Annotated in this window: 20 protein-coding genes; 13 read left to right on the forward strand and 7 right to left on the reverse strand. The window is 63.0% G+C overall.

Annotated elements, in window-relative coordinates:
* Nucleotides 1–7: 7 nt before the first annotated feature.
* Entirely contained in the window at nucleotides 8–496 is a 489-nt protein-coding gene (locus AB4Z38_RS15950) for a MarR family winged helix-turn-helix transcriptional regulator (RefSeq protein ID WP_441430607.1), read from the reverse strand.
* A gap of 60 nt (nucleotides 497–556) precedes the next feature.
* On the opposite strand from AB4Z38_RS15950, the gene AB4Z38_RS15955 reads away from it, so the two are divergent.
* Nucleotides 557–1,288, forward strand: coding sequence for an NAD(P)-dependent oxidoreductase (locus AB4Z38_RS15955; RefSeq protein WP_441430608.1), 732 nt, complete (start codon nucleotides 557–559; stop codon nucleotides 1,286–1,288).
* Nucleotides 1,285–1,791, forward strand: coding sequence for an anthrone oxygenase family protein (locus AB4Z38_RS15960; RefSeq protein WP_441430609.1), 507 nt, complete (start codon nucleotides 1,285–1,287; stop codon nucleotides 1,789–1,791). Before AB4Z38_RS15955 ends, AB4Z38_RS15960 begins: the two co-directional genes overlap by 4 nt.
* A 73-nt stretch (nucleotides 1,792–1,864) precedes the next feature.
* On the opposite strand, the gene AB4Z38_RS15965 is transcribed toward AB4Z38_RS15960, so the two are convergent.
* Nucleotides 1,865–3,337, reverse strand: coding sequence for an amino acid permease (locus AB4Z38_RS15965; RefSeq protein WP_441430610.1), 1,473 nt, complete (start codon nucleotides 3,335–3,337; stop codon nucleotides 1,865–1,867).
* A gap of 158 nt (nucleotides 3,338–3,495) precedes the next feature.
* Here AB4Z38_RS15965 and AB4Z38_RS15970 point away from each other — a divergent pair, with 158 nt between their 5' ends.
* From AB4Z38_RS15970 to AB4Z38_RS15980, 3 genes are all read left to right on the forward strand, one after another.
* Entirely contained in the window at nucleotides 3,496–3,999 is a 504-nt protein-coding gene (locus AB4Z38_RS15970; protein ID WP_441430611.1) for a GNAT family N-acetyltransferase, read from the forward strand.
* A 74-nt stretch (nucleotides 4,000–4,073) separates the two neighbouring features.
* Nucleotides 4,074–4,529, forward strand: a complete 456-nt coding sequence (locus AB4Z38_RS15975) for a MarR family winged helix-turn-helix transcriptional regulator (RefSeq protein ID WP_441430612.1) — start codon at nucleotides 4,074–4,076, stop codon at nucleotides 4,527–4,529.
* A gap of 44 nt (nucleotides 4,530–4,573) precedes the next feature.
* Nucleotides 4,574–5,800, forward strand: coding sequence for an MFS transporter (locus tag AB4Z38_RS15980; protein ID WP_441430613.1), 1,227 nt, complete (start codon nucleotides 4,574–4,576; stop codon nucleotides 5,798–5,800).
* A 5-nt stretch (nucleotides 5,801–5,805) separates the two neighbouring features.
* Here the strand turns inward: AB4Z38_RS15980 and AB4Z38_RS15985 are convergent, their stop codons facing one another.
* The 3 genes from AB4Z38_RS15985 to rraA form a co-directional block, all read right to left on the reverse strand.
* The gene (locus AB4Z38_RS15985) at nucleotides 5,806–7,266 is read right to left on the reverse strand and encodes a sugar porter family MFS transporter (RefSeq protein ID WP_441430614.1); all 1,461 of its coding nucleotides are present in this window, start codon (nucleotides 7,264–7,266) and stop codon (nucleotides 5,806–5,808) included.
* A gap of 264 nt (nucleotides 7,267–7,530) precedes the next feature.
* Nucleotides 7,531–9,183 (reverse strand): MDR family MFS transporter, encoded by a 1,653-nt coding sequence (locus AB4Z38_RS15990; RefSeq protein WP_441430615.1) that lies wholly within the window; start codon nucleotides 9,181–9,183, stop codon nucleotides 7,531–7,533.
* Between the two features lie 105 nt (nucleotides 9,184–9,288).
* Nucleotides 9,289–9,771: a ribonuclease E activity regulator RraA gene (gene rraA, locus AB4Z38_RS15995; RefSeq protein WP_441430616.1), complete on the reverse strand. Its 483-nt coding sequence runs from the start codon at nucleotides 9,769–9,771 to the stop codon at nucleotides 9,289–9,291.
* Between the two features lie 162 nt (nucleotides 9,772–9,933).
* On the opposite strand from rraA, the gene AB4Z38_RS16000 reads away from it, so the two are divergent.
* From AB4Z38_RS16000 to AB4Z38_RS16020, 5 genes are all read left to right on the forward strand, one after another.
* On the forward strand, nucleotides 9,934–11,262 hold the full coding sequence (locus tag AB4Z38_RS16000; RefSeq protein WP_441430617.1) for an MFS transporter: 1,329 nt from the start codon (nucleotides 9,934–9,936) through the stop codon (nucleotides 11,260–11,262).
* 121 nt (nucleotides 11,263–11,383) lie between these two features.
* The gene (locus tag AB4Z38_RS16005; RefSeq protein WP_078107275.1) at nucleotides 11,384–11,986 is read left to right on the forward strand and encodes a TetR/AcrR family transcriptional regulator; all 603 of its coding nucleotides are present in this window, start codon (nucleotides 11,384–11,386) and stop codon (nucleotides 11,984–11,986) included.
* A gap of 239 nt (nucleotides 11,987–12,225) precedes the next feature.
* Entirely contained in the window at nucleotides 12,226–13,419 is a 1,194-nt protein-coding gene (locus AB4Z38_RS16010) for an NAD(P)-dependent malic enzyme (RefSeq protein WP_441430618.1), read from the forward strand.
* A 381-nt stretch (nucleotides 13,420–13,800) separates the two neighbouring features.
* Nucleotides 13,801–15,192 (forward strand): sensor histidine kinase, encoded by a 1,392-nt coding sequence (locus AB4Z38_RS16015; protein WP_441430619.1) that lies wholly within the window; start codon nucleotides 13,801–13,803, stop codon nucleotides 15,190–15,192.
* Complete coding sequence (locus AB4Z38_RS16020) at nucleotides 15,185–15,859, forward strand: response regulator (protein ID WP_441430620.1); 675 nt, start codon at nucleotides 15,185–15,187, stop codon at nucleotides 15,857–15,859. The genes AB4Z38_RS16015 and AB4Z38_RS16020 overlap by 8 nt, the downstream gene beginning before the upstream one ends.
* 119 nt (nucleotides 15,860–15,978) lie before the next feature.
* Here the strand turns inward: AB4Z38_RS16020 and AB4Z38_RS16025 are convergent, their stop codons facing one another.
* Nucleotides 15,979–16,452, reverse strand: a complete 474-nt coding sequence (locus AB4Z38_RS16025; RefSeq protein ID WP_441430621.1) for a DUF4383 domain-containing protein — start codon at nucleotides 16,450–16,452, stop codon at nucleotides 15,979–15,981.
* 197 nt (nucleotides 16,453–16,649) lie between these two features.
* Here AB4Z38_RS16025 and AB4Z38_RS16030 point away from each other — a divergent pair, with 197 nt between their 5' ends.
* On the forward strand, nucleotides 16,650–17,651 hold the full coding sequence (locus AB4Z38_RS16030) for a hypothetical protein (RefSeq protein ID WP_441430622.1): 1,002 nt from the start codon (nucleotides 16,650–16,652) through the stop codon (nucleotides 17,649–17,651).
* Between the two features lie 13 nt (nucleotides 17,652–17,664).
* Here AB4Z38_RS16030 and AB4Z38_RS16035 read toward each other — a convergent pair whose 3' ends face one another.
* On the reverse strand, nucleotides 17,665–18,300 hold the full coding sequence (locus AB4Z38_RS16035) for a LysE family translocator (protein WP_441430623.1): 636 nt from the start codon (nucleotides 18,298–18,300) through the stop codon (nucleotides 17,665–17,667).
* A gap of 103 nt (nucleotides 18,301–18,403) precedes the next feature.
* On the opposite strand from AB4Z38_RS16035, the gene AB4Z38_RS16040 reads away from it, so the two are divergent.
* Nucleotides 18,404–18,859 carry an Lrp/AsnC family transcriptional regulator gene (locus tag AB4Z38_RS16040; RefSeq protein WP_078107280.1) on the forward strand — a complete coding sequence of 152 codons (456 nt, stop codon included), beginning with the start codon at nucleotides 18,404–18,406 and terminating at the stop codon, nucleotides 18,857–18,859.
* Nucleotides 18,860–18,898: 39 nt separating this feature from the next.
* A partial coding sequence (locus AB4Z38_RS16045) for a hypothetical protein (RefSeq protein WP_441430624.1) occupies nucleotides 18,899–19,255 on the forward strand: 357 nt, incomplete at its 3' end.

The following is a 19,255-nucleotide window of genomic DNA, read 5'->3' on the forward strand; positions in this document are numbered from 1 at the left end:
GCGTCAATTAGTTGGCGAGTTCTTCCGACGCCGTTCGTCCGGCGGCCTGGACGCGCCGCAGGAAGTCGGTAATGACGGCGATTTCAGCGTCGCCATAATCTGCACAGATGGTGTCCATCAGGCTGTTCATTCCTGAGTAGAGGCGGAACATCTCGGCGTTTCTATCGGGAAGAACCCGGATCACCACGGCGCGCCGATCGGAAGGATCGCGGTCCCGGACAACCCAGCCTCCGCGTTCAAGCCGGTCGAGGATGCCGGTCATGGTGGCTGGGTGCAGGCCGGCGTGTTTGGCCAACATGCTCGGGCTGAGCGGCCCTCGGCTCGAGATCAGGTCAAGGCAATCAAGGTCAACGTCCTTCAGCTCGGCTTGGGTTCCGACCTGGTGATTGAGCACGGATAGTTGCACGCGCACGCCCCGAAGCTCGGCTTTGAGCTCAGCAACAGCACGCCGCCGAAGACGCGGAGTTGCCGCCTCTTGATTTGATATGGAACTCATATGATATCGTTTCTGTATTGTATGGTTTTCCTAGAACAAGAATACCGGAGGCCGCATCACATGAAGATCGCAGTATTCGGGGCAAACGGCCCCACTGGAAGGATTCTCACCGCACTAGCGCTCGACGCTGGACACGGCGTCACAGCTGTCACGCGCAGGCCGCACGAATTCCCGCTTTCCGCCCCCGGCCTGAGCGTGGTCGGCGCCGATGTGTACAACTTCGAGGAAGTAAGTGCCGTCGTCGAAGGAACTGATGCCGTTCTCTCGACCCTCGGTGTTCCATACAGCCGCCAGCCGATCACGGTCTATTCGGTGGGAACCGGCAACATCATCCGGGCAATGGGCAGCCATGGCGTCCGCCGGCTGGTCTGTGTGAGCTCCAGTGCCACCGACACCACGGCCGGCCCGCATGGCGGGTTCCTTTTCGAGAAAGTGCTGCAGCCCCTCGTTACGAAGCTGCTGGGGAAGACACTGTACGAGGACATGCGGCGGATGGAATCCGCCGTCGCCGCCAGCGGCCTGGACTGGACAATCATGCGGCCATCCGGTCTTTTCGAGACCGATTCCGTCACCGAATACAAGCTGGCCGTTGACTACATAAATGGTACTTTCACGTCGCGGGCCGACCTTGCGGACTCCATGCTGAGGCAACTCACTTCGGACGAGTTCGTGCGCAAAAACGTAGCGGTCGCAACCTTTTCGCAGAAGCCGAGCCTCATTCAGCTCCTTTTCCGTGAGGCCAGCAGCAAGAAGGCCGCGCCGGACAGCGTCCCCGAGGGGAAGTTGTCATGAAGCGTGGTGCCATCCAGTCAGTGGCTCGTGTTGCGGTGCTTCTTTTCGTCGGACTGTTCGCTGGATTCCTCGTTGGAGTGCTCATCCTGGAATTGTCACTACGGCAATTCGACGGCACGGTTTACGCGCAGCTCCAGCAGGTCGCCCTCATTGGACTGCCTGTTCTGGCCTCAGTGCTACTGTTTCCAGCGCTCATTGCCACAGCGGCCCTGGTTGTGATGGAGCTCAAGACAAAGAATCGCGGTTTCTGGTTGGTGGCCGCCGCGCTTGCGCTGCTGCTCGCGGCCTTGATCACCACCCTTGTAGTCAACGTTCCTATCAACCTGGCCGAAGGCGGATGGAACGTCAGGAACCCGCCAGCGGACTGGGCGGACATGCGTGACCGTTGGCAGTTGGGCCACGCCCTGCGGACCTTTGCTGCAGTAGCGGCCTTCGGAGCTTTGTCAGTCGCCGCTGTGCAGCAACCCATCCGCCGTCGGAGTTTGCCGGGAGCGCCAGCGTAAGTCCTGGCACCCGGTTTCGCCCCTACATGTGAGCGGGCGTTGGAAGATTCGCCGTTATAGGTGAGCGGGCGTCTTAGCGGGCGGAGGTTTCGACGGCGGTCGTCTCGGTTTCGGCCATGGCTTTCCACTCGGCCACGCGGGCCTGGTGCAATGGCGACTTCCGGACCAAGGCGTAGGCCACGGCGAGGATCGCGAACCAGATGGGCGTTACGAGCAGCGCCGTGAGTGTGTCCGGCTGCGTCGTCAGGGCCCAGACCAGGAAGGCGAAGAAGGCGAAGACCACCCACACCATCGCGATCCCGCCGGGCATCTTGAACGTCGAGGCCTCATGCAGCTGGGGCCGGCGCTTCCGGAAGACAAGGTAGCTGGCCAGGATGATGGACCAGACGAACATGAAGCAGACTGCGGACACGGTGGTGACCATGTCGAAGGCTGCTCCGATGTCTTTGCCCGCATAGAGCAGTGCGACGCCGCCGAGGAGCAGCACGCAGGACAGGAACAGGGCGTTCTGCGGGACTTTGCGGCTGGAAAGGCGGCCGAACACCTTGGGGGCATCGCCGTCGTTCGCCAGGCCGAACACCATGCGCGACGTCGAGTAGATGCCGGAGTTGGCCGAGGACATGGCGGAGGTCAGGACCACGAGGTTCACCACGGTTGCCGCGATGCCCAGTCCGGCCAGGGAGAACATGGCGATGAACGGGCTGTGGCCGGCCTTGAACTCGGTCCAGGGAATGACGGACATCAGGATGATGAGCGCGCCGACGTAGAACAGCATGACGCGGACCGGGATGGCGTTGATGGCGCGGGGCAGGTTGTGCTCCGGGTTCTTGGTCTCGGCCGCGGCGGTGCCTACCAGTTCGATGCCCACGAACGCGAAGACCGCGATCTGGAAGCCGGCAACGAAGCCCATGAATTCCTTGGGGAAGAATCCGCCGTGGCTCCAGAGATTGGTCAAACTCGCGGCTCCGGCGTCTGACGTGAAGCCGGTGGAGATCATCACGATACCCACGATGATCAGAGCGGCAATGGCGACGATCTTAATGAGGGCGAACCAGAACTCAGTCTCGCCGAAGGCTTTCACCGTGGGGAGGTTGAGTAACAGCAGGATGGCGATGGTCGCGAGGCCCGGAATCCAGAGTGGCACGCCCGGCCAGAGCTCATTGGAGTAACCCGCGATGGCGATGACATCGGCCACCCCTGTTACTACCCAGCAGAACCAGTAGGTCCAGCCGGTGAAGAACCCCGCCCAGGGACCAAGGAGGTCCCCGGCGAAGTCGCTGAAGGACTTGTAGTTCAGGTTGGACAGCAGGAGCTGGCCCATGGCGCGCATGACGAAGAACAGCATGAAGCCGATGATCATGTACACGAAGATCACGGACGGCCCGGCAACGGAGATGGTCTTTCCGGAGCCCATGAAGAGGCCTGTGCCGATGGCGCCGCCGATGGCAAGCAACTGGATGTGGCGGTTGCTCAGTGAGCGCGCCAGATGCGGCCCGCTGTCTTTGCTGGAGGCAGTGCGTTGCCCCGTTGTTGTCTGGTGAGACATATCTGCATCCTTCGGGTGATTCGCCGCATGGTGACGTGGCTAACAAATCTGCTAGTCCAAACTAACTCGAACCATCCAATAATTTGTGATTTAACGTTTCACCCAGAATTCATGAACGCTCGTAAAACGAAGCCGCCAGCTTGTGACAGGCTGGTGCTATGAGTCACACAAATCCAGGCGTGAAGCCGCTGTTGAGCATGGTTCTGGACGAAGGAGTCTTCACGCTCCGCCGGGCCCACTGGGAGGACCTTCCCGCCATCCTGAGATTGCTCGCCGCCGATCAGCTGGGCACTTCCCGTGAAAACGCCGACGACGTCGGCCCCTATCTGCAGGCGTTTCAGCAGATCAACGAGGACCCGGCCCAACTGTTGGTGGTGGGCCACCTGAACGGCGCTTGCGTCGCGACTTTCCAGCTGAGTTTCATCCCGGGCTTGGCCCGGAAAGGCTCGCTGCGCTGCCAGGTCGAGGCCGTGCGCGTCGCCGCAGAATTGCGGGACCATGGCGTCGGTGCGGCAATGATGCAATGGGCCATCGAAGAGGCGCGGAACCGGGGCTGCACCTTGGTCCAGCTCACCAGCGACAAGTCCCGCAAGGACGCCCATCGCTTCTATGAGCGGCTGGGTTTCGTCGCGAGTCACGAGGGGATGAAGCTGGCGCTGTAACCAGGGGGTCCCGGCGGATCCGGGACTATCCATCCCTTGATATTTAGGTTGCCTAACTGTTAGGATACCTAAATATGAACATCATTCAAGCTGACGACGCGCTTCTTGCCCTCGCCCAATCATTCCGGGAAGCCTTGCGGCAAAGCGTGTACGTGATGCGCCGCCTCGATTCCGAGGAGCAACTCAGCTCTGCCCAGCTTGGTGTCCTCAAGATGGCGCTCGACGGCGGTGCCCGCGTCGGGGGGATCGCCCGGAACCTTGGGGTCAAGGTCCCTAGCGCCACGGAGCAGATCATCAAGCTTGAGCGCGCGGGCCTGGTCAAACGCGAAGCAGACCCGGACGATTCCCGCGCAGTCCGTGTCGCCGCGACCGCGGCGGGACGTGCCGCCGTCGAGAATGCAGACCGTCGCCGCAACGAATTCATCGCCGGGATCCTCGGAACGCTGAGCCAGGCGGAACGCGATGCCGTCCAAGCCGCCCTTCCGGTGTTCGACAAGATCGCGCATCTCAACAATTCAGTCCAAAGCTGAACAAAACCAAGAACTGAACAACCCAAAAACTAGGAGAGCAGTCCATGAAAGGCCAGCTCGCAGAGCAACTGCAGCCAGCGGAAGAAACACTCGAGGCCGAAAAGGCCTCGTTCCTCAAGCAGCCCAAAGCTGTATGGGCCACGGCGATTGCCGCCGTCTTCGCTTTCATGGGTATAGGCCTGGTGGACCCGATCCTGCCGGCCATCGCCAAGAACCTCCAGGCCAGCCCCAGCCAAGTGTCGTTGCTCTTCACGAGCTACTTCCTGGTGACCGCCATCGCAATGCTCGTGACCGGGTTCGTCTCTTCGCGGATCGGTGGCAAAAAGACGCTCATGATCGGCCTTGCCCTGATTGTCGTTTTCGCCTCGCTGTCAGGCATGTCCGGAAGCGTGGGTGAGCTGGTCGGATTCCGCGCTGGTTGGGGACTTGGCAACGCCCTCTTCGTGGCCACCGCGCTTGCCGTGATTGTGGGCGTCGCGAGCGGCGGAACCGGAACAGCGATCATCCTCTACGAAGCCGCCCTTGGACTGGGCATTTCCCTCGGCCCGTTGCTCGGAGCACTCCTTGGTGGCTGGCAATGGCGCGCACCGTTCTTTGGCACCGCGGTCCTCATGGCCATTTCCTTCATCGCCTTGCTGGCCCTGCTGCCGAAGACCCCGACGCCGGCCACGAAGGCCCGCCTGCGTGACCCGCTCCTTGCCCTGGGCCACAAAGGCCTTCGCACTACCGCGGCCAGCGCCCTGTTCTACAACTACGGCTTCTTCACGATCCTGGCCTTCACGCCCTTCATTCTCGGGATGGACGCCTACGGTATCGGCTCCGTATTCTTCGGTTGGGGAGTTGCCGTGGCCGTGTTCTCGGTCTTCGTGGCACCCGTGCTGCAGCGTCGCTTCGGCACCACCAACGTCCTGGTCGGCACCCTCGGGGCCCTTCTGCTGGACCTCGTCGGGCTGGGACTTGCCGCGGGGCACTCGGTGACCGCCGTCGTCGTGCTTGTCATTGTGGCGGGCGCCCTGCTGGGGATCAACAACACGCTCTACACCGAACTGGCCATGGAGGTCTCCGATTCGCCGCGTCCGGTGGCCTCGGCCGGCTACAACTTTGTGCGGTGGATGGGCGGCGCGCTGGCTCCGTTTGTCGCGGCACAGCTGGGTGAGCACTTCGGCCCGCAGGTCCCGTTCTTCGCCGCGGCCCTTGCGCTCCCGTTCGCAATCCTCGTGGCCCTCGGCGGCCGCCGCTACCTGAAGTCGCACGAACCGCACCTCGTGTAGGAAAGCTACTTCGGCGTGATCGCGAGCTCTGCGGGCTTGGAGCCCTTCGGGACGAACAAGGTGTCGGCCTGCTCGAGGGACATGCCGTTGGTTTCCGGCACCTTGAACATGACGAAGAAGAACGACGCCGCCGCGAACACCGCGTACATGCCGTACGTCAGCGGCAGCGAACCGGCCGCCATGACGGGGAAGCTCAAGGTGATGGCGAAGTTGGCGATCCACTGGGCCGCGGCGGCCAGGCCGAGGGCACGGGCACGGATGCGTGAAGGGAAGATCTCGCCCAGGAGAACCCACACCAACGGTCCCCACGAAGCGCCGAAGCTCACCACGAACACGTTTGCAGCCACGAGGGCCGCCGGACCCCAGGCGCCGGTCAAAGACACCGAAGAGCCCGTCCCGCTGGCGGAAGAAAAGGCCAGCGCCATGGCACTCAGGGACACGGCCATGCCGATCGAGCCCGCCAGCAGGATGGGCCGGCGGCCGATGCGGTCCACGAGGGCGATGGCCACGAGGGTGACCAGGATGTTAGTGACGGACGTTGCCACGGAAATGGCCAGGGAGTCTTGCTCGTGGAAGCCGACTGCTTTCCAAAGTGTGGTGGAGTAGTAGAAGATCACGTTGATGCCGACGAATTGCTGCAGCACGGACAGGATGATGCCGATCCACACCACGGGCTGCAGGCCAAAGGCCTTGCCACGTAGCGAGCCCTTCGTGGTGGAGAGTTCGTCCTGCTTGATGGAGTCGCGGATTTCGCGGATGTGGCGTTCGGTATCGTCGCCGGGCATCAGGGTGTCGAAGATCTTGCGTGCGGTGTCTTCCTTGCCGTTGAGGACCAGGAAGTGCGGGGACTCCGGCAGTCGGAAGGCGATCAGGCCGTATATCGCGGCGGGCACGGCGCACGCGATGAACATCCAGCGCCAGGCCTCAATTCCGAGCCACAAAGCATGGTGCGCGCTTCCCGCGGACGTTGCCAGGACGGCGTCGGATAGGAGAGCCGCGAAAATGCCGGTGGTGATCGCCAACTGCTGCAGCGACGCGAGCCGGCCACGGACCTGGCGCGGCGAGATTTCAGAGATGTAGGCCGGCGCGATCACCGACGCGAGGCCGATGCCCAGGCCGCCAACAAGCCGCCAGAAAACCAGGTCCCAGACGCTGAAAGCCAAGCCGGTCCCGATGGAGCTGACCAGGAAGAGGGCGGCACCAAGCTTCATGGCGGGGATGCGGCCGTAGCGGTCGGCCACCTTGCCCGCGAGATACGCCCCTGCCGCGCAGCCAAGCAACGCGACCGCCACCGCGAAGCCTGTGACGGCTTCGCTCAGCATGAATTCGTCCTTCATCGCATCCACGGCGCCGTTGACCACGGAGGAATCGAAGCCGAAGAGGAAACCTCCCACAGCTCCGGCAACGGCCAGGCCAATTACCTTGCGTGGGACGCCGGAACGGCTGTCGGAGCTGGAATTGGGCATGGCTCTCCCTTGAGGAAAATTAGTGGATTGTGCGGCGCGGTCGTCATCGGCAGCTGGTTCCGACGGGGACGCCGGTGCACTCGCGCTACACAGTGTGGCACGCTGCCAGCGGGACTTCCAGTCAACGCGGCCAGGCACACCGGACGTGTCACGCCACGCAAACTTTCGCGCCGCCGTCGGGCACTCCCCGGCGCGAACACTGGAAACGACAACGGCAGGCAGTCCAAAAGACTGCCTGCCGTGACGCGCTCGAGGAGGAGGAACCTAGTGCGCGGAAACGGATTCCTTCGCCGCCGCCTTCGGATCCGTCAGTTTCTTGTTCGGCAAGGCGAAGCTGATGAGGAACGCGAGGCCGGTCAGCGCCGCGGCGGTCAGCATCACAGTGTCGATCGACTGCGCGAAGCCTTCAACGATGGGCCGGGTGAGCGCCGGGTTGGCGTGGTGCAGCCAGCTGGTGTCGTTCAGCGAATCGTTCGTGGCGCCGTTCTTGAAGAAATCGTACAGCTTGGCGTTGGCGGGATCCGCGGCAACCGCAGGATCCTTGAGCACCTTGAGGTAGTCCGCGCTGCCCATGGCGTCCTTCATGCCCGAGGCGATCTTGTCAGCAGCGAGGCTGAAGAGCATCGAGATGAACACTGCGGTTCCCACGGCGCCGCCCATGGAACGGAAGAACGCCGCGGTGGACGTGCCCACACCCATGTCCTTCGGCGGCACGGAGACCTGCATGGCCAGAGTGAGCGGCTGCATGCAGAAGCCCAGGCCCATGCCGAAGAATACGGCGATCAGACCGGGAACCCAGAGGCCGGTGTCGACGCCGAGGGACAGGCCCATAACGATGGCCGCGGCGGTCAGGATGCCCGTACCGAGGATCGGGAAGATCCGGAAAACGCCCGACGCCGAGATGGTCCGTCCCGCTGTAATCGAACCGAAGAGGATGCCCACCGTGAAGGTGATCATCATGAGGCCGGCCTCGGTGGGGGTGAGGCCCTTGACCAGCTGCAGGTACATCGGGAGCATCGCGATGGCACCGAACATGCCGATGCCGATGATGAAGTTCAGCAGGGAGGACAAACCGAAGGTGATGTTCCTGAAGAGCCGCAGGGGAATCAGCGCGTAGTCGCCGGCGCGCCGCTCAACCAGCAGGAACGCGATGATGCCGATGACGCCAAGCCCGTAGCAGATCCACGAGTTGACGGAGGTCCAGCCCCAGCTGCGGCCTTGTTCGGCCACGAGCAGCAGCGGAACGATTGCCAGCGTAATGGCTCCTGCGCCCCAATAGTCGATCTTCTGCTTGACGTGTTTCGCGGGCAGGTGCAGGAAGAAGAACACTACGGCGAGTGCGGCGAGGCCTATAGGCAGGTTGATGAAGAAGACCCAGCGCCAGCCGTCGAATCCGAGGATGTTGGCCGAGCCAGCGAACGCGCCGCCGACCACGGGGCCGAGGACCGAGGAAACGCCAAAGACGGACATGAAGTAGCCCTGGTACTTGGCACGATCCTTGAGGGCAACGATGTCGCCGATGATAGTCAGCGCAAGGGCCAGCAGACCGCCGGCGCCCATACCCTGGATGCCTCGGGCGATGGCGAGCTCGGTCATGGAGTGCACCGAACCGGCGTACAGGGAACCCGCTAGGAAGATCAGGATCGCGGCCAGGTACAGCGGGCGGCGGCCGAAGATGTCGCTGAGCTTGCCGTACAGCGGGGTGCTCACCGTGGACGTGATGAGGTAGGCCGTGGTGGCCCACGCCTGCAGGGACAGGCCGTCGAGGTCGTTGGCGATCGTGTAAATGGACGTGGACACGATGGTCTGGTCCAGGGAGGACAGGAACATGCCGAGCATGAGGCCCACCATGACGGTGAGCGTCTGACGGTGTGTCAGGACCTCACCGGCGGCCCGTACGGGCGTGGTTTTGGACATTGCTTCTCCAAGGGTGGGAAAAAGGGGACTAAGCAGGATAGTTGCTTTCAGTAACTATCCTAATCGCTCCTGTATTCCCTGTCTTACCCGATCGGCGAAAAAATGTCAGCGCTCCACGAGAATCCCGTCAGGATCGCAGTAGATCAGGGTGCCGGGTTCGATGTGCACTCCGTCAATCACCAAAGGGATGTCCACTTCGCCACGGCCCACTTTGGAGCTCTTCTTGGGATTGCTCCCGAGGGCTTTGACGCCCAAAGGCAGCTCCGCGATCGCCACGCGATCGCGGATGGCCCCGTTGATCACGACGCCGGCCCAGCCGTTCGAGACGGCGCTCTCGGCGATCATGTCCCCCATGAGTGCTGTGCGCAGCGAGCCGTAGCCGTCCACCACCAGCACAGCGCCTTCGCCGGGGGTTGCCAGAATCGTCTTTACCAGGGCATTGTCCTCAAAGCACTTGATGGTGCGAACGGGGCCGCTGAAGTGCGAGACGCCGCCGAGGTCCTGGAACTGCAGTGATATCGACTCAACCTCCTCGGCACGCTCGTCGTAGAGATCGGCGGTGTTGATGGGGTTCGCTGGGCTGTTCATCGTTGATCCTCCTCGGTCCGTTGGAGTTACCCTAACGCGTGCGGCTTTGTCTTTTCGGGTCCGGGATGGACAGTTGCCCACATACGGGCCTTCATGACAGCCGGGCAGGCCCCCTCGGCGCTAGGCTGAATCCACACGTCCAGACGCTAGGAGAGAACCGTCATGAGCCAGTCCGATCTGCCTGGTTCATTGCCTGAAAGACCGGTGACGGATCCTGCTCTCGATCCTGCGCCAACTCAAGGCCCGACGACGGCGCTCGCCGAGCCCGTGGACCGCGTCCGATCGCTGTGGGTCACCGGAGTGGTGCTCGTCAATGTTGGCATCAACGCTGCCTTCTTCGGTCCTATCCAGGTGTTGCTCGGCCAGCAGGCCATCCATTTTGACGAAGGCCAGAAGGAAGCCATCCTTGCGCTTGTCACGGCATGCGGTGCTGCGGTATCGATGGTCGCGAATCCCTTGTTCGGTGCATTCAGCGACCGCACCACGTCCCGCCTTGGACGACGTGCTCCGTGGGTGCTTTTCGGCGCCATCCTGGGCGCCGCAGCTTTGGTGGCCTTGGCGGGAGCTCCCAATGTGGCGGTCATGACTATTCTGTGGTGCCTCGTCCAGGCCGGCTGTAACGGAGCCTATGCGGCCATCACTGCGGCTATTCCGGATCGAGTACCAGTGCCGCAGCGCGGCGCGGTCGGCGGCCTTGCGGCCATGGGCCAGACCGTGGGCATTCTCGCGGGCGCGGTGATCGCGTCCGTGGTTTCCGGGAACTTTGCCCTCGGCTACATCGTGTGCGCTGTTGCGCTGCTGGCCGGCGTCGTGCTCTACCTTTTCAAGAATGCCGACGTGCCCCTCGTTCGGGAGGCCAGGCCAGCGTTCAAACTCTGGACATTCGTCAAGGGCTTTTGGATCTCGCCCGCTAAATATCCGGACTTCGCGTGGGCCTGGCTAACGAGGTTCCTGGTCAATGTCGGCAACCACATGGTCACCTTGTACTTGCTCTTCTTCCTTAAGGATGCCGTGCACCTCGAGGAAGCGCAGGGGATCAAGCCCGAGTTCGGGGTACTCGTCCTGACGGGCCTCTATGCCGTCATGGTGATCATCACCAGCGTGGTGGGTGGTGCCATCAGCGACCGCATGGGCAAACGCAAGCCGCTGGTCATTGTCTCGTCCGTCGTCATTTCGATAGCTGCCTTGATCCTTGCGTTCGAACCCACGTGGATGGGGGCCATTGCCGGCGCCGCGGTGCTCGGTATCGGTTTTGGCGCGTATCTCGCGGTCGACTTCGCACTCATTACCCAGGTGCTGCCTGCAGCCTTGGACCGCGGCCGGGACCTTGGGGTCATTAACATCGCCAACTCTTTGCCGCAGGTGATCGCGCCCGCGATTGCCTCCTTTTTCGTTGTGTTCTGGGGTGGGTACGTCTCTCTTTATGTGGCCGCGGCTGTCATCGGTCTGCTGGGGGCGGTATTCGTCGTGAAGATCAAGGGCGTCGCGTAGCCCCGCGAATCCGTTCTCAGGGAACTGACAACTTGCTGCCGTATCATTGTCAGGACGCGCTCGGTCTATGGGGGGCCGCGCAATCTCCCCGAACGAAGCCCAAACCAACAGAACGCCGGAAATGTCCGAACCGAACTCCTTGGAACCGTATTCGCTGGATCTGGCCGCTGGGTTGCCCCAAATGGCGGCTGCTCCCACCACGCCGAGACAGCTATTGCGTTACGCCCGGATACTGAAGACTGCCGCGGGATTCGCCCAGCGGCAGTTCGATACCGTGAGCCTTTCTGACGTATCCACCAGGGCCCACGTTCCGCTGGGGACGCTCTACCGATACTTTCCGTCCACTGTCCATCTGATGCTTGCGGTCTACCGGCAGCAACTCCGGGAACTCAACGACTCCAAGCCGGCATCTTCGAGGTGCAGCCAGCAGGAACTTGCCGGTCTCGGGATGGAGATTTTCCACATGCGGGTCATGCAACCCGCAGTAGAACACTGTCTGTCCCGCACGTGGGATACCCGAGATGGTGACATCCCCGTACTCTTGCGCGATATCGAAGCGCTCTCGGCCGAGATGGTCGCGGCTGCGATCGGAGACGCCGGGAGGGCCCGGATTCTGCTCCACGTGGTCAGTGGTCTGGTCCAATCCGTCAACTGCCGCCGGATCTCACTTTTCGACGCGGAGAAGGACCTCAAGAACGCTTGCAAACTGATTGCGGACGCGTAGCTTTTCCAGGAATCAACGTAATTGGTCTAGACCACTACGACCAAAAGTATGAGTTTATGGCTGGATGTCTCTAGTCTTCCTATCAAGCCCCTGTCTACGAAGACAGGACCCAAGCGGCTAGCAGCCCATATCCGCAGGAGTTTCACAGCACGGACCAGCCACCCATGGTCCGGCACCGAAGCCTCTACACCTGCCCGAATTGTGCCGTGGGTTCACGGCTAGCCTGAGGAGACAACGACGTGTCCGTCGAGACCATCACCCCTGAACAGAATCTGACTGCCCTGGCGCTGAGCGAAGAGGAAATCTTCACCGCCCACGAAGGCGGCAAGCTCTCCGTTTCCAGCACCGTGCCGCTTTTGAACAAGCGGGACCTTTCCATCGCCTACACCCCCGGCGTCGCCGAGGTGAGCCGCGCGATCCACGCCAACCCGGAGCTTGCACGCAAGTACACCTGGGCCGAGCGCCTCGTGGTGGTTGTCAGTGATGGCACCGCGGTCCTGGGCCTTGGCAACATCGGACCAAGCGCCTCCCTCCCTGTCATGGAAGGGAAATCCGCGCTCTTCAAGGCCTTCGGCGATCTCGACTCCATCCCCTTGGTCCTCAACACCACCAATGTGGACGAAATCATCGAGACTCTTGTCCGCTTGCGTCCGAGCTTCGGTGCAGTGAACCTCGAAGACATCTCCGCGCCCCGCTGCTTCGAACTCGAAGAGCGTCTTATCGAAGCCCTCGACTGCCCCGTCATGCACGATGACCAGCACGGCACCGCCGTCGTGGTTCTCGCAGCGTTGACGAACGCCGCCAAGGTGACCGGCCGTGAACTTGAGGGACTGAAAGTTGTCGTCTCCGGTGCGGGTGCAGCAGGCATCGCCGTCTCCGAGATTCTGCTGACCGCGGGCGTCAAGGACGTCGTCCTTCTGGATTCCAAGGGCATCATCAACGCCGAACGCGCCGACCTGGTGGCTGATTCGGGAAGCGTCAAGGCCCTCTTCGCCCAGCGCACCAACCCCCGCGCCCTTTCCGGCGGTCCCGCAGAAGCGCTGCAGGGGGCTGACGTGTTCATCGGCGTTTCCTCGTCCAAGCTGGCCGAGGAGCACTTGAAGCTCATGAACCAGGACTCGATCGTGTTCGCGCTGTCGAACCCGGACCCGGAAGTCCTGCCCGAGGTCGCCGTCAAGTACGCCGCTGTCGTGGCCACGGGCCGCAGCGACTTCCCGAACCAGATCAACAACGTGCTGGCCTTCCCCGGAATTTTCCGCGGAGCCTTGGACGCCGGCGCGCGCCGGATTACCCCGGCCATGAAGATTGCAGCAGCCCGCGCCATCGCAGCGCTGGCCGAGGAAGAACTCTCTGCGGACTACATCGTGCCGAGCCCGCTGGATCCCCGTGTTGCCCCCGCGGTCACTGCGGCGGTTGCCGCGGCGGCTGAATAAGCCCGCGCGCGTTCAACCCGAATAGTCGACGACGGCGACGCTCCCGTGCTGGGGAGCGTCGCCGTCGTTCTTTCATTCCGCAGTCGTTCTCGCGGACTAATGTCAGCGTGGGTGAGCGGGCGTTTGGGATTTGGGCCCGACATGTGAGCGGGCGTTTGGGATTTGGGCCCGATATGTGAGCGAGCGTTGGGGCCCGACAAACGCTCGCTCAGATCTGGCGCCTTTTGAGCAAACGCTCGCTCACCTTTAATGCCCTTTTGCCAAACGCTCGCTCACCTCGCGTTGGCTCCGAGGATGAATCCACTGGCTTCCGGGTGGAGATCGGACGCTGGAGGCCGAATCGGCGTCGCCGCGTCCTTGGCCGTGGATAGGGTGGCTGACATGGAACAGACACTGAAAGTTGCACGGCATTGGGGCGCCCCCGTGGCGGCCGTCATTTTCTTCACGCTGTGGTGCGTGGCGGAGGCTGGAAGGATGGGGCCGTGGGGCCTGTACTATTGGCCCGGCACGTTGATGCTCGTCCTGACGACCCTGGCGATCGGCGTAGCGGCGTGGAAACCCTATGTGTCACTCGGGCTGGCCTCGATCCTTTTGCTCGGTCAATTGACATATCTCATCGGGCCGCCGTGGGCCAACTATTGGGCGATCTATATTGGCTCATTCATTGCGCTGGCTTTCATTCTGTGGACCGGATCCGGCAGGCATCGGGTTATCGCTGGGGTAGCCAACGTAGTGTTCGCTGCGGTCATGACTCTTTTGATGCTGTCGTGGCGCTACGGGCAGGGGGTTGGTTGGTTCCCGCAAATGCGCTTCGGTGACCGCTTCACCTTCAGCCAATACGGCGCACAGCTCTTCTCTGCCCTGATGTTGATTGCCGCCGGCTGTGCCGCCGTCGGGATCGCCCTCCGCCTTTACGAAGAACGCGGGAGCCTCTTCAAAGCCCGGAACCTCGTTCAGGCGAACCTCAAGGAGACCGAGGTCGAGCTGGTCGTGGAACAGGAGCGCACGCGGATCGCCCGCGACCTCCACGATGTCTTGGCGCACTCGCTTGCGGTCATCGCGGCACAGGCCGACGGCACGCGCTATCTCAGCCAGGATCAACCCAAAGCGGTGCTCGACGCCTTGGAGAACATCGCGGTGTCCGCCCGCCACGCACTCGTTGACGCCCAGCGGGTCATTGAAGGAGTGCGCGACGATGGCCTGGTGACGCCGCAGCCACGGCTCACCGACGTCGGCCCTCTTGTTGAGCGGATGCGCCAAGGCAGCCTCAAGGTCCAACAGAGCGAGACTGGGACTCCGGTTGAGCTTGGCGCGGGCCAGCAGCTCGCCGTCTTCCGGATTGTGCAGGAATGCCTCACGAACGCCCTCAAGCACGGCGGACGCGGCACGGCGGTGCGGCTTCACTTCGACTGGAGCGGCCCGGGGCTGACCATGCACGTCGCTTCCGAACTACCGGCGTCCGTTTCGATTGGGGAGACGGACGACGGCGGCGAGGTCGCGCGCGTGGGGCGCGGCATCCCCGGAATGCGGGAGCGTGCGCACCTTGCCGGCGGTTGGCTCAGTTCAGGGCCCGACGGCGAGCAGTTCCGTGTGACGGTCTTCATACCCTACGGCTCGCGCTCGGCATCCTTCGTGCCGGAAGTCGGAGCGGAAGGCGCCGCGGACCAGGAGGACCGGATGTCCGACACGCAACCGGAGCAGGAGCCGGCGCTGGCTCTCAAGGGTGCCCCGCCGTCGTCGGGCACTGAACGAGAAGGCGTCGGACGTGGCTGAAACACCCATCACGGTTGCCTTAGTGGACGACCAACCACTGTTCCGTTCCGGCATCCGCATGCTGGTGCAGAGCCAATCGGACATGGACATGGCGTGGGAGGCCGACGACGGCGAACAGGCCGTGGCGCTCGCGGCCGAGCAGCGGCCAGACGTCATGCTGATGGACCTCCGGATGCCGGTGCTCGATGGAGTCGCGGCCACCCGGCGCATCACGGAGGAAGCCGGTGCCGCGGGAGTGGACAAGCCAAAGATCATTGCCCTGACGACCTTCAACAGGGACCAGGCCGTGGTCGAAGCCGTGCAGGCGGGCGCCAGCGGATATCTGCTCAAGAGTGCGGAGCCGGAGTTCTTGCTGGCCGCGATCCGAACGGTGTACTCGGGATACTCGGTGATCGCGCCCGGTTCCGTGCATGAACTTTTCCAACACGCAGCCAGGACGGTCCCGGTGGCCGGACCGGACCTCGCCGTGATGGATAACCTCTCGCCACGCGAGCGGGACGTGTTCCTGCTCGCGGCCAAAGGCCTGGGGAACGCAGAGATGGCGCAAAGCTTGTTTGTTTCCGAGGCCACGGTGAAGACTCACCTGCGCAGCGTGCTCAGCAAGCTCGGGGTCCGGACCAGGCTTCAACTGGTGGCGTTCGCTTACGAACGCAGGCTCCTCGGCTAGGCACCCCGGAACAGCTAGGCACCCCGGAACGGCTAGGCACCCAGGACGCAAAGGCGACGGCCGCCCCGAAAGGGACGGCCGCCGTCGTGCAACCGCAGAGTGCTGCAGAGTCAGGGGCGCTACATGGCGCGGCCCTTCGTCTCCTCTCTTGCGTCACGTCCAAGCCATACGCCAAGGGCAACCATGACAACACCGAGAACCAGGTGCAGCCAGTCGTCGGCGGCGTTCATGGGCACGAAGTCAGCGCTCATGCTCGACATGGTGATGAGACCGTAGATCCACAAGACGAGGTAGATTGCGCCGCCACCGATGAGGTAACCGCGCGCCATCCTTCCAGTCCTCGCGAAGTACAGGCCTGCTGCGCCGAACAGCAAATGGACAATATTGTGCAGGACGGATACTTGGAAGACTCCAAGAAGCATGGCACCCGAGTCATGTCCTGCGAAGGTCATGGCGCCGTAATTGCTGGTGATGCCCGGGATAAATCCCAAGACGCCAACAGCCAGGAAAACCCAGCCCAAAACCAGTGCTGTGTTGTGCAGCGTCAGCCCCATCACGTGGTGGTGCTGCGCGGGGTGTGAAGCAGTAGTCATAGCTCCTCCCGATCACGATTTCCATCGGCCCTTCAAATGGAGGGCCGTATCGCGGCAAGGAGTCGGAACCCTGCCGACGTGGATATCTTACTCCCGAAAACTGCGGAATAAAGGGGAGAGCGTGGGACAAAGCGCAACTAGCATGGTTCTGTGATGCCCAATTCTTTGACGCCTTGTCCTGCGACGGCAGCGCAACCGTGAGTGAGCCATCGGTTCCCGGAGTCCGCGGAGCGATTTTCGGGGACAACAGGGACATCACGCCGTTCCGGAACGGACATGTCCGCACCTCGGTGGGTGGACTGGCTGAAGGCTTGAGCGGTGCGATAGCGGGCGTCTTGAAAGGAAAAACGGCTGGCCGGATCGACGTCGCCGGGGATGCTCCCAGACTCAAACGGCTGGCCGGCAAGACTGCCAAATCGGTGTACGACGCCGTCTTCACCAGCACGGAACCGGACCGCCTCATCACCTTGGCACGCACTTACCCCGGCTGGGCGGGCCTGTGCTACGTGATCGCCGGGCTGCTTGTGTACAAACACGGCGGATATCTCCGGGCGTCGGAACTGCTGCAACGGGGCCTGTCCATCCGGATCGACGACGCCGCGAGCCAGTTCTCCTCAAGCTACCTTCGCAGGGTGGTCACGCGGGTCGAGGTGGCGGAGCGGATTGACGTTCCCGTCCTCTTCAGCGAGGAATCCGTGTACCTTGCCCTTTCGCATTGCTTCCGGGAGACGGGCCAGACGCCGGAAGCCCTGGACATCCTGGCCAGCTTGCCACCGTCGTTGCCCTCCGCCTTGGCCCGCTGCACCGCGGCGGCGGCGCTTGAGCGGCACGCCGACGTCGTCGCCTGGACTGAAGGGCTGCGCAACACGGATGATCTCTCGGCGGCGCTGCTGCTGATACGAGCCCAGTCGCTCAGGGTGTTGGGGGAGCGGGAGGCGGCACAAGCCGCTCTCGTGGAAGTACTCCGGAGGAAGAAGACCAGCCTTGCCTTGCGCAACGACGCGCTCACGGACCGGGCGCTGTCGATGCTTGAGGTCAGGCGGCGGCCCAACCCGCGGCCCCTTGTCGCTAAGCGGGTGGTTGCGCGCCGGAAGCGCGGCAATCCGGAAGGTGCTGAGCTTGAGGCCGTCGATGGGATCCTCAAGGACGCCGAGGTACGCCGGATGTGGAACAAAGACTTCGGCGAGCCGGGCGGTTAAGACCGAGGCCGCCTCACCGGAGCAGCGGAAGCAGCTGTTCGCCCAGCAGAACAGTCCCGAGCGCCACCATGATGATGCCGCTCGCAAGCGTCACCACACGTGCGGCGGAGGGCCGGGACTGCAGAAGCTTTCGCGAAGTCAGGGCCACCACCGTGTAAATGATGCCCGCGAACAGGACGAACGTGAGGCCCAGCACGCCTGACTGCACCGGCACCGGCAACGATGCTTCCGGGCTCACGAATTGCGGCACAAGCGCCAGGAAGAACAGCAGGCCCTTGGGATTGATGCCGCTCGTGCCCATCCCTTGCAGGAAGGTGCGCAACTGATTTCGGGACTGCCCGACGGCGTCATCCGCACTGAAGCTCGCGCCGCGCCACGAGCGCATGGTGCTCGCGCCGAGCCAGAGCAAGTAGGCTGCGCCCGCGATCGTCAGCCAGCCAAGAAGCCCCGGAACGCCCGTCAGAAGGGCCGCGAGTCCGGCCACCAGCAGGGCCGTGTGCAACACGTATCCGCTGCACAGGCCGGCCACGGCGGGAAGGAAACTGCGTTGCCGCAGGCCTGCGGCAATCGAATACGCCCAATCGACGCCCGGGGTGCACGCCAAGGTGACGGCGACAATAACGAAGGCGAGGAAAAGCTGGGGATTCATGGTGGCTCCTGGCTGGTGTTTACACCATGAACTTTATGGAAAATCTGGCCATAAGTGTTCCCATTTTTAGCTAGACCGGCCGCCATCTCGGTAAGATATTTGCGTGATTGATGGAATCGATAGAACTATTTTGCGCCACCTCAAGGAGGATGGCCGAATGACTGCCACCGCTCTCGCAGCCAAGGTGGGATTGACCGTGGCTCCTTGCCATCGCAGGCTGCGGGACCTCGAGGCTTCCGGTGTCATTCGGGGGTACAGGGCAGACATCGATCCGGGTGCGATTGGCTTGGGATTCGAGGCGATAGTCTTTGTGACCCTGCGTCAGGCTGATCGCGCCACGATGTCGGAGTTCGAAGACCGGGTCGCGGCCATTCCGAACATCGTCGAGGCCCAGCGGCTCTTCGGCTCGCCGGATTACCTCCTCCGCGTGATTGCCGCCGATCTTCCGGCCTACCAGCGCTTCTACGACGACCAACTCTCGGCGCTTCCCGCCGTCGAGCGCCTCAATTCGACGTTGGTGATGAAGAACCTGAAGTCGAACGCGGGACCGCCGGTCTGAGTTCGGTTAAATGTCGTAGCCTCCTGGCAGAGTGTTTCCATGGAAGCGATCGGATACTTCGACACCCGGCAGGACCTTGGGCCCCGCGGGTATTTCGGAGCGTCCAGCAGTGCCCGTGGTCCGCGCTTGGCCGCGGTCCCGGGCGGGACCCCGGGCGGGCCGGCGTTGGTGGATCCGCCTGATCGGGGCGTCAGTCGGGCCGCTTTGGACGGGGCCGTGGCGGCGCTGAGGTCGCTGGCGGACGAGTCTGCCGGCGACGTCGGAGGGCTGGGTTTCCAGGTGGCTGTCGCGTTCGCGTCCGGGGTGGAGGAACTCTCCCGCACCCTGGATTATCTCCAGCTGCTCGCCGCTGCAGGGCTGGACGCGGCCCGGAACGATGAACCCGCCGCCCGGCGG

The sequence above is a fragment of the Arthrobacter sp. 2RAF6 genome, from assembly GCF_052115205.1.
Lineage (GTDB): Bacteria > Actinomycetota > Actinomycetes > Actinomycetales > Micrococcaceae > Arthrobacter.

Coding starts and splice junctions, on each gene's coding strand:
- AB4Z38_RS15950 (WP_441430607.1), bottom strand. CDS start 496: ATGAGTTCCATATCAAATCAAGAGGCGGCAACTCCGCGTCTTCGGCGG.
- AB4Z38_RS15955 (WP_441430608.1), top strand. CDS start 557: ATGAAGATCGCAGTATTCGGGGCAAACGGCCCCACTGGAAGGATTCTC.
- AB4Z38_RS15960 (WP_441430609.1), top strand. CDS start 1,285: ATGAAGCGTGGTGCCATCCAGTCAGTGGCTCGTGTTGCGGTGCTTCTT.
- AB4Z38_RS15965 (WP_441430610.1), bottom strand. CDS start 3,337: ATGTCTCACCAGACAACAACGGGGCAACGCACTGCCTCCAGCAAAGAC.
- AB4Z38_RS15970 (WP_441430611.1), top strand. CDS start 3,496: ATGAGTCACACAAATCCAGGCGTGAAGCCGCTGTTGAGCATGGTTCTG.
- AB4Z38_RS15975 (WP_441430612.1), top strand. CDS start 4,074: ATGAACATCATTCAAGCTGACGACGCGCTTCTTGCCCTCGCCCAATCA.
- AB4Z38_RS15980 (WP_441430613.1), top strand. CDS start 4,574: ATGAAAGGCCAGCTCGCAGAGCAACTGCAGCCAGCGGAAGAAACACTC.
- AB4Z38_RS15985 (WP_441430614.1), bottom strand. CDS start 7,266: ATGCCCAATTCCAGCTCCGACAGCCGTTCCGGCGTCCCACGCAAGGTA.
- AB4Z38_RS15990 (WP_441430615.1), bottom strand. CDS start 9,183: ATGTCCAAAACCACGCCCGTACGGGCCGCCGGTGAGGTCCTGACACAC.
- rraA (WP_441430616.1), bottom strand. CDS start 9,771: ATGAACAGCCCAGCGAACCCCATCAACACCGCCGATCTCTACGACGAG.
- AB4Z38_RS16000 (WP_441430617.1), top strand. CDS start 9,934: ATGAGCCAGTCCGATCTGCCTGGTTCATTGCCTGAAAGACCGGTGACG.
- AB4Z38_RS16005 (WP_078107275.1), top strand. CDS start 11,384: ATGTCCGAACCGAACTCCTTGGAACCGTATTCGCTGGATCTGGCCGCT.
- AB4Z38_RS16015 (WP_441430619.1), top strand. CDS start 13,801: ATGGAACAGACACTGAAAGTTGCACGGCATTGGGGCGCCCCCGTGGCG.
- AB4Z38_RS16025 (WP_441430621.1), bottom strand. CDS start 16,452: ATGACTACTGCTTCACACCCCGCGCAGCACCACCACGTGATGGGGCTG.
- AB4Z38_RS16035 (WP_441430623.1), bottom strand. CDS start 18,300: ATGAATCCCCAGCTTTTCCTCGCCTTCGTTATTGTCGCCGTCACCTTG.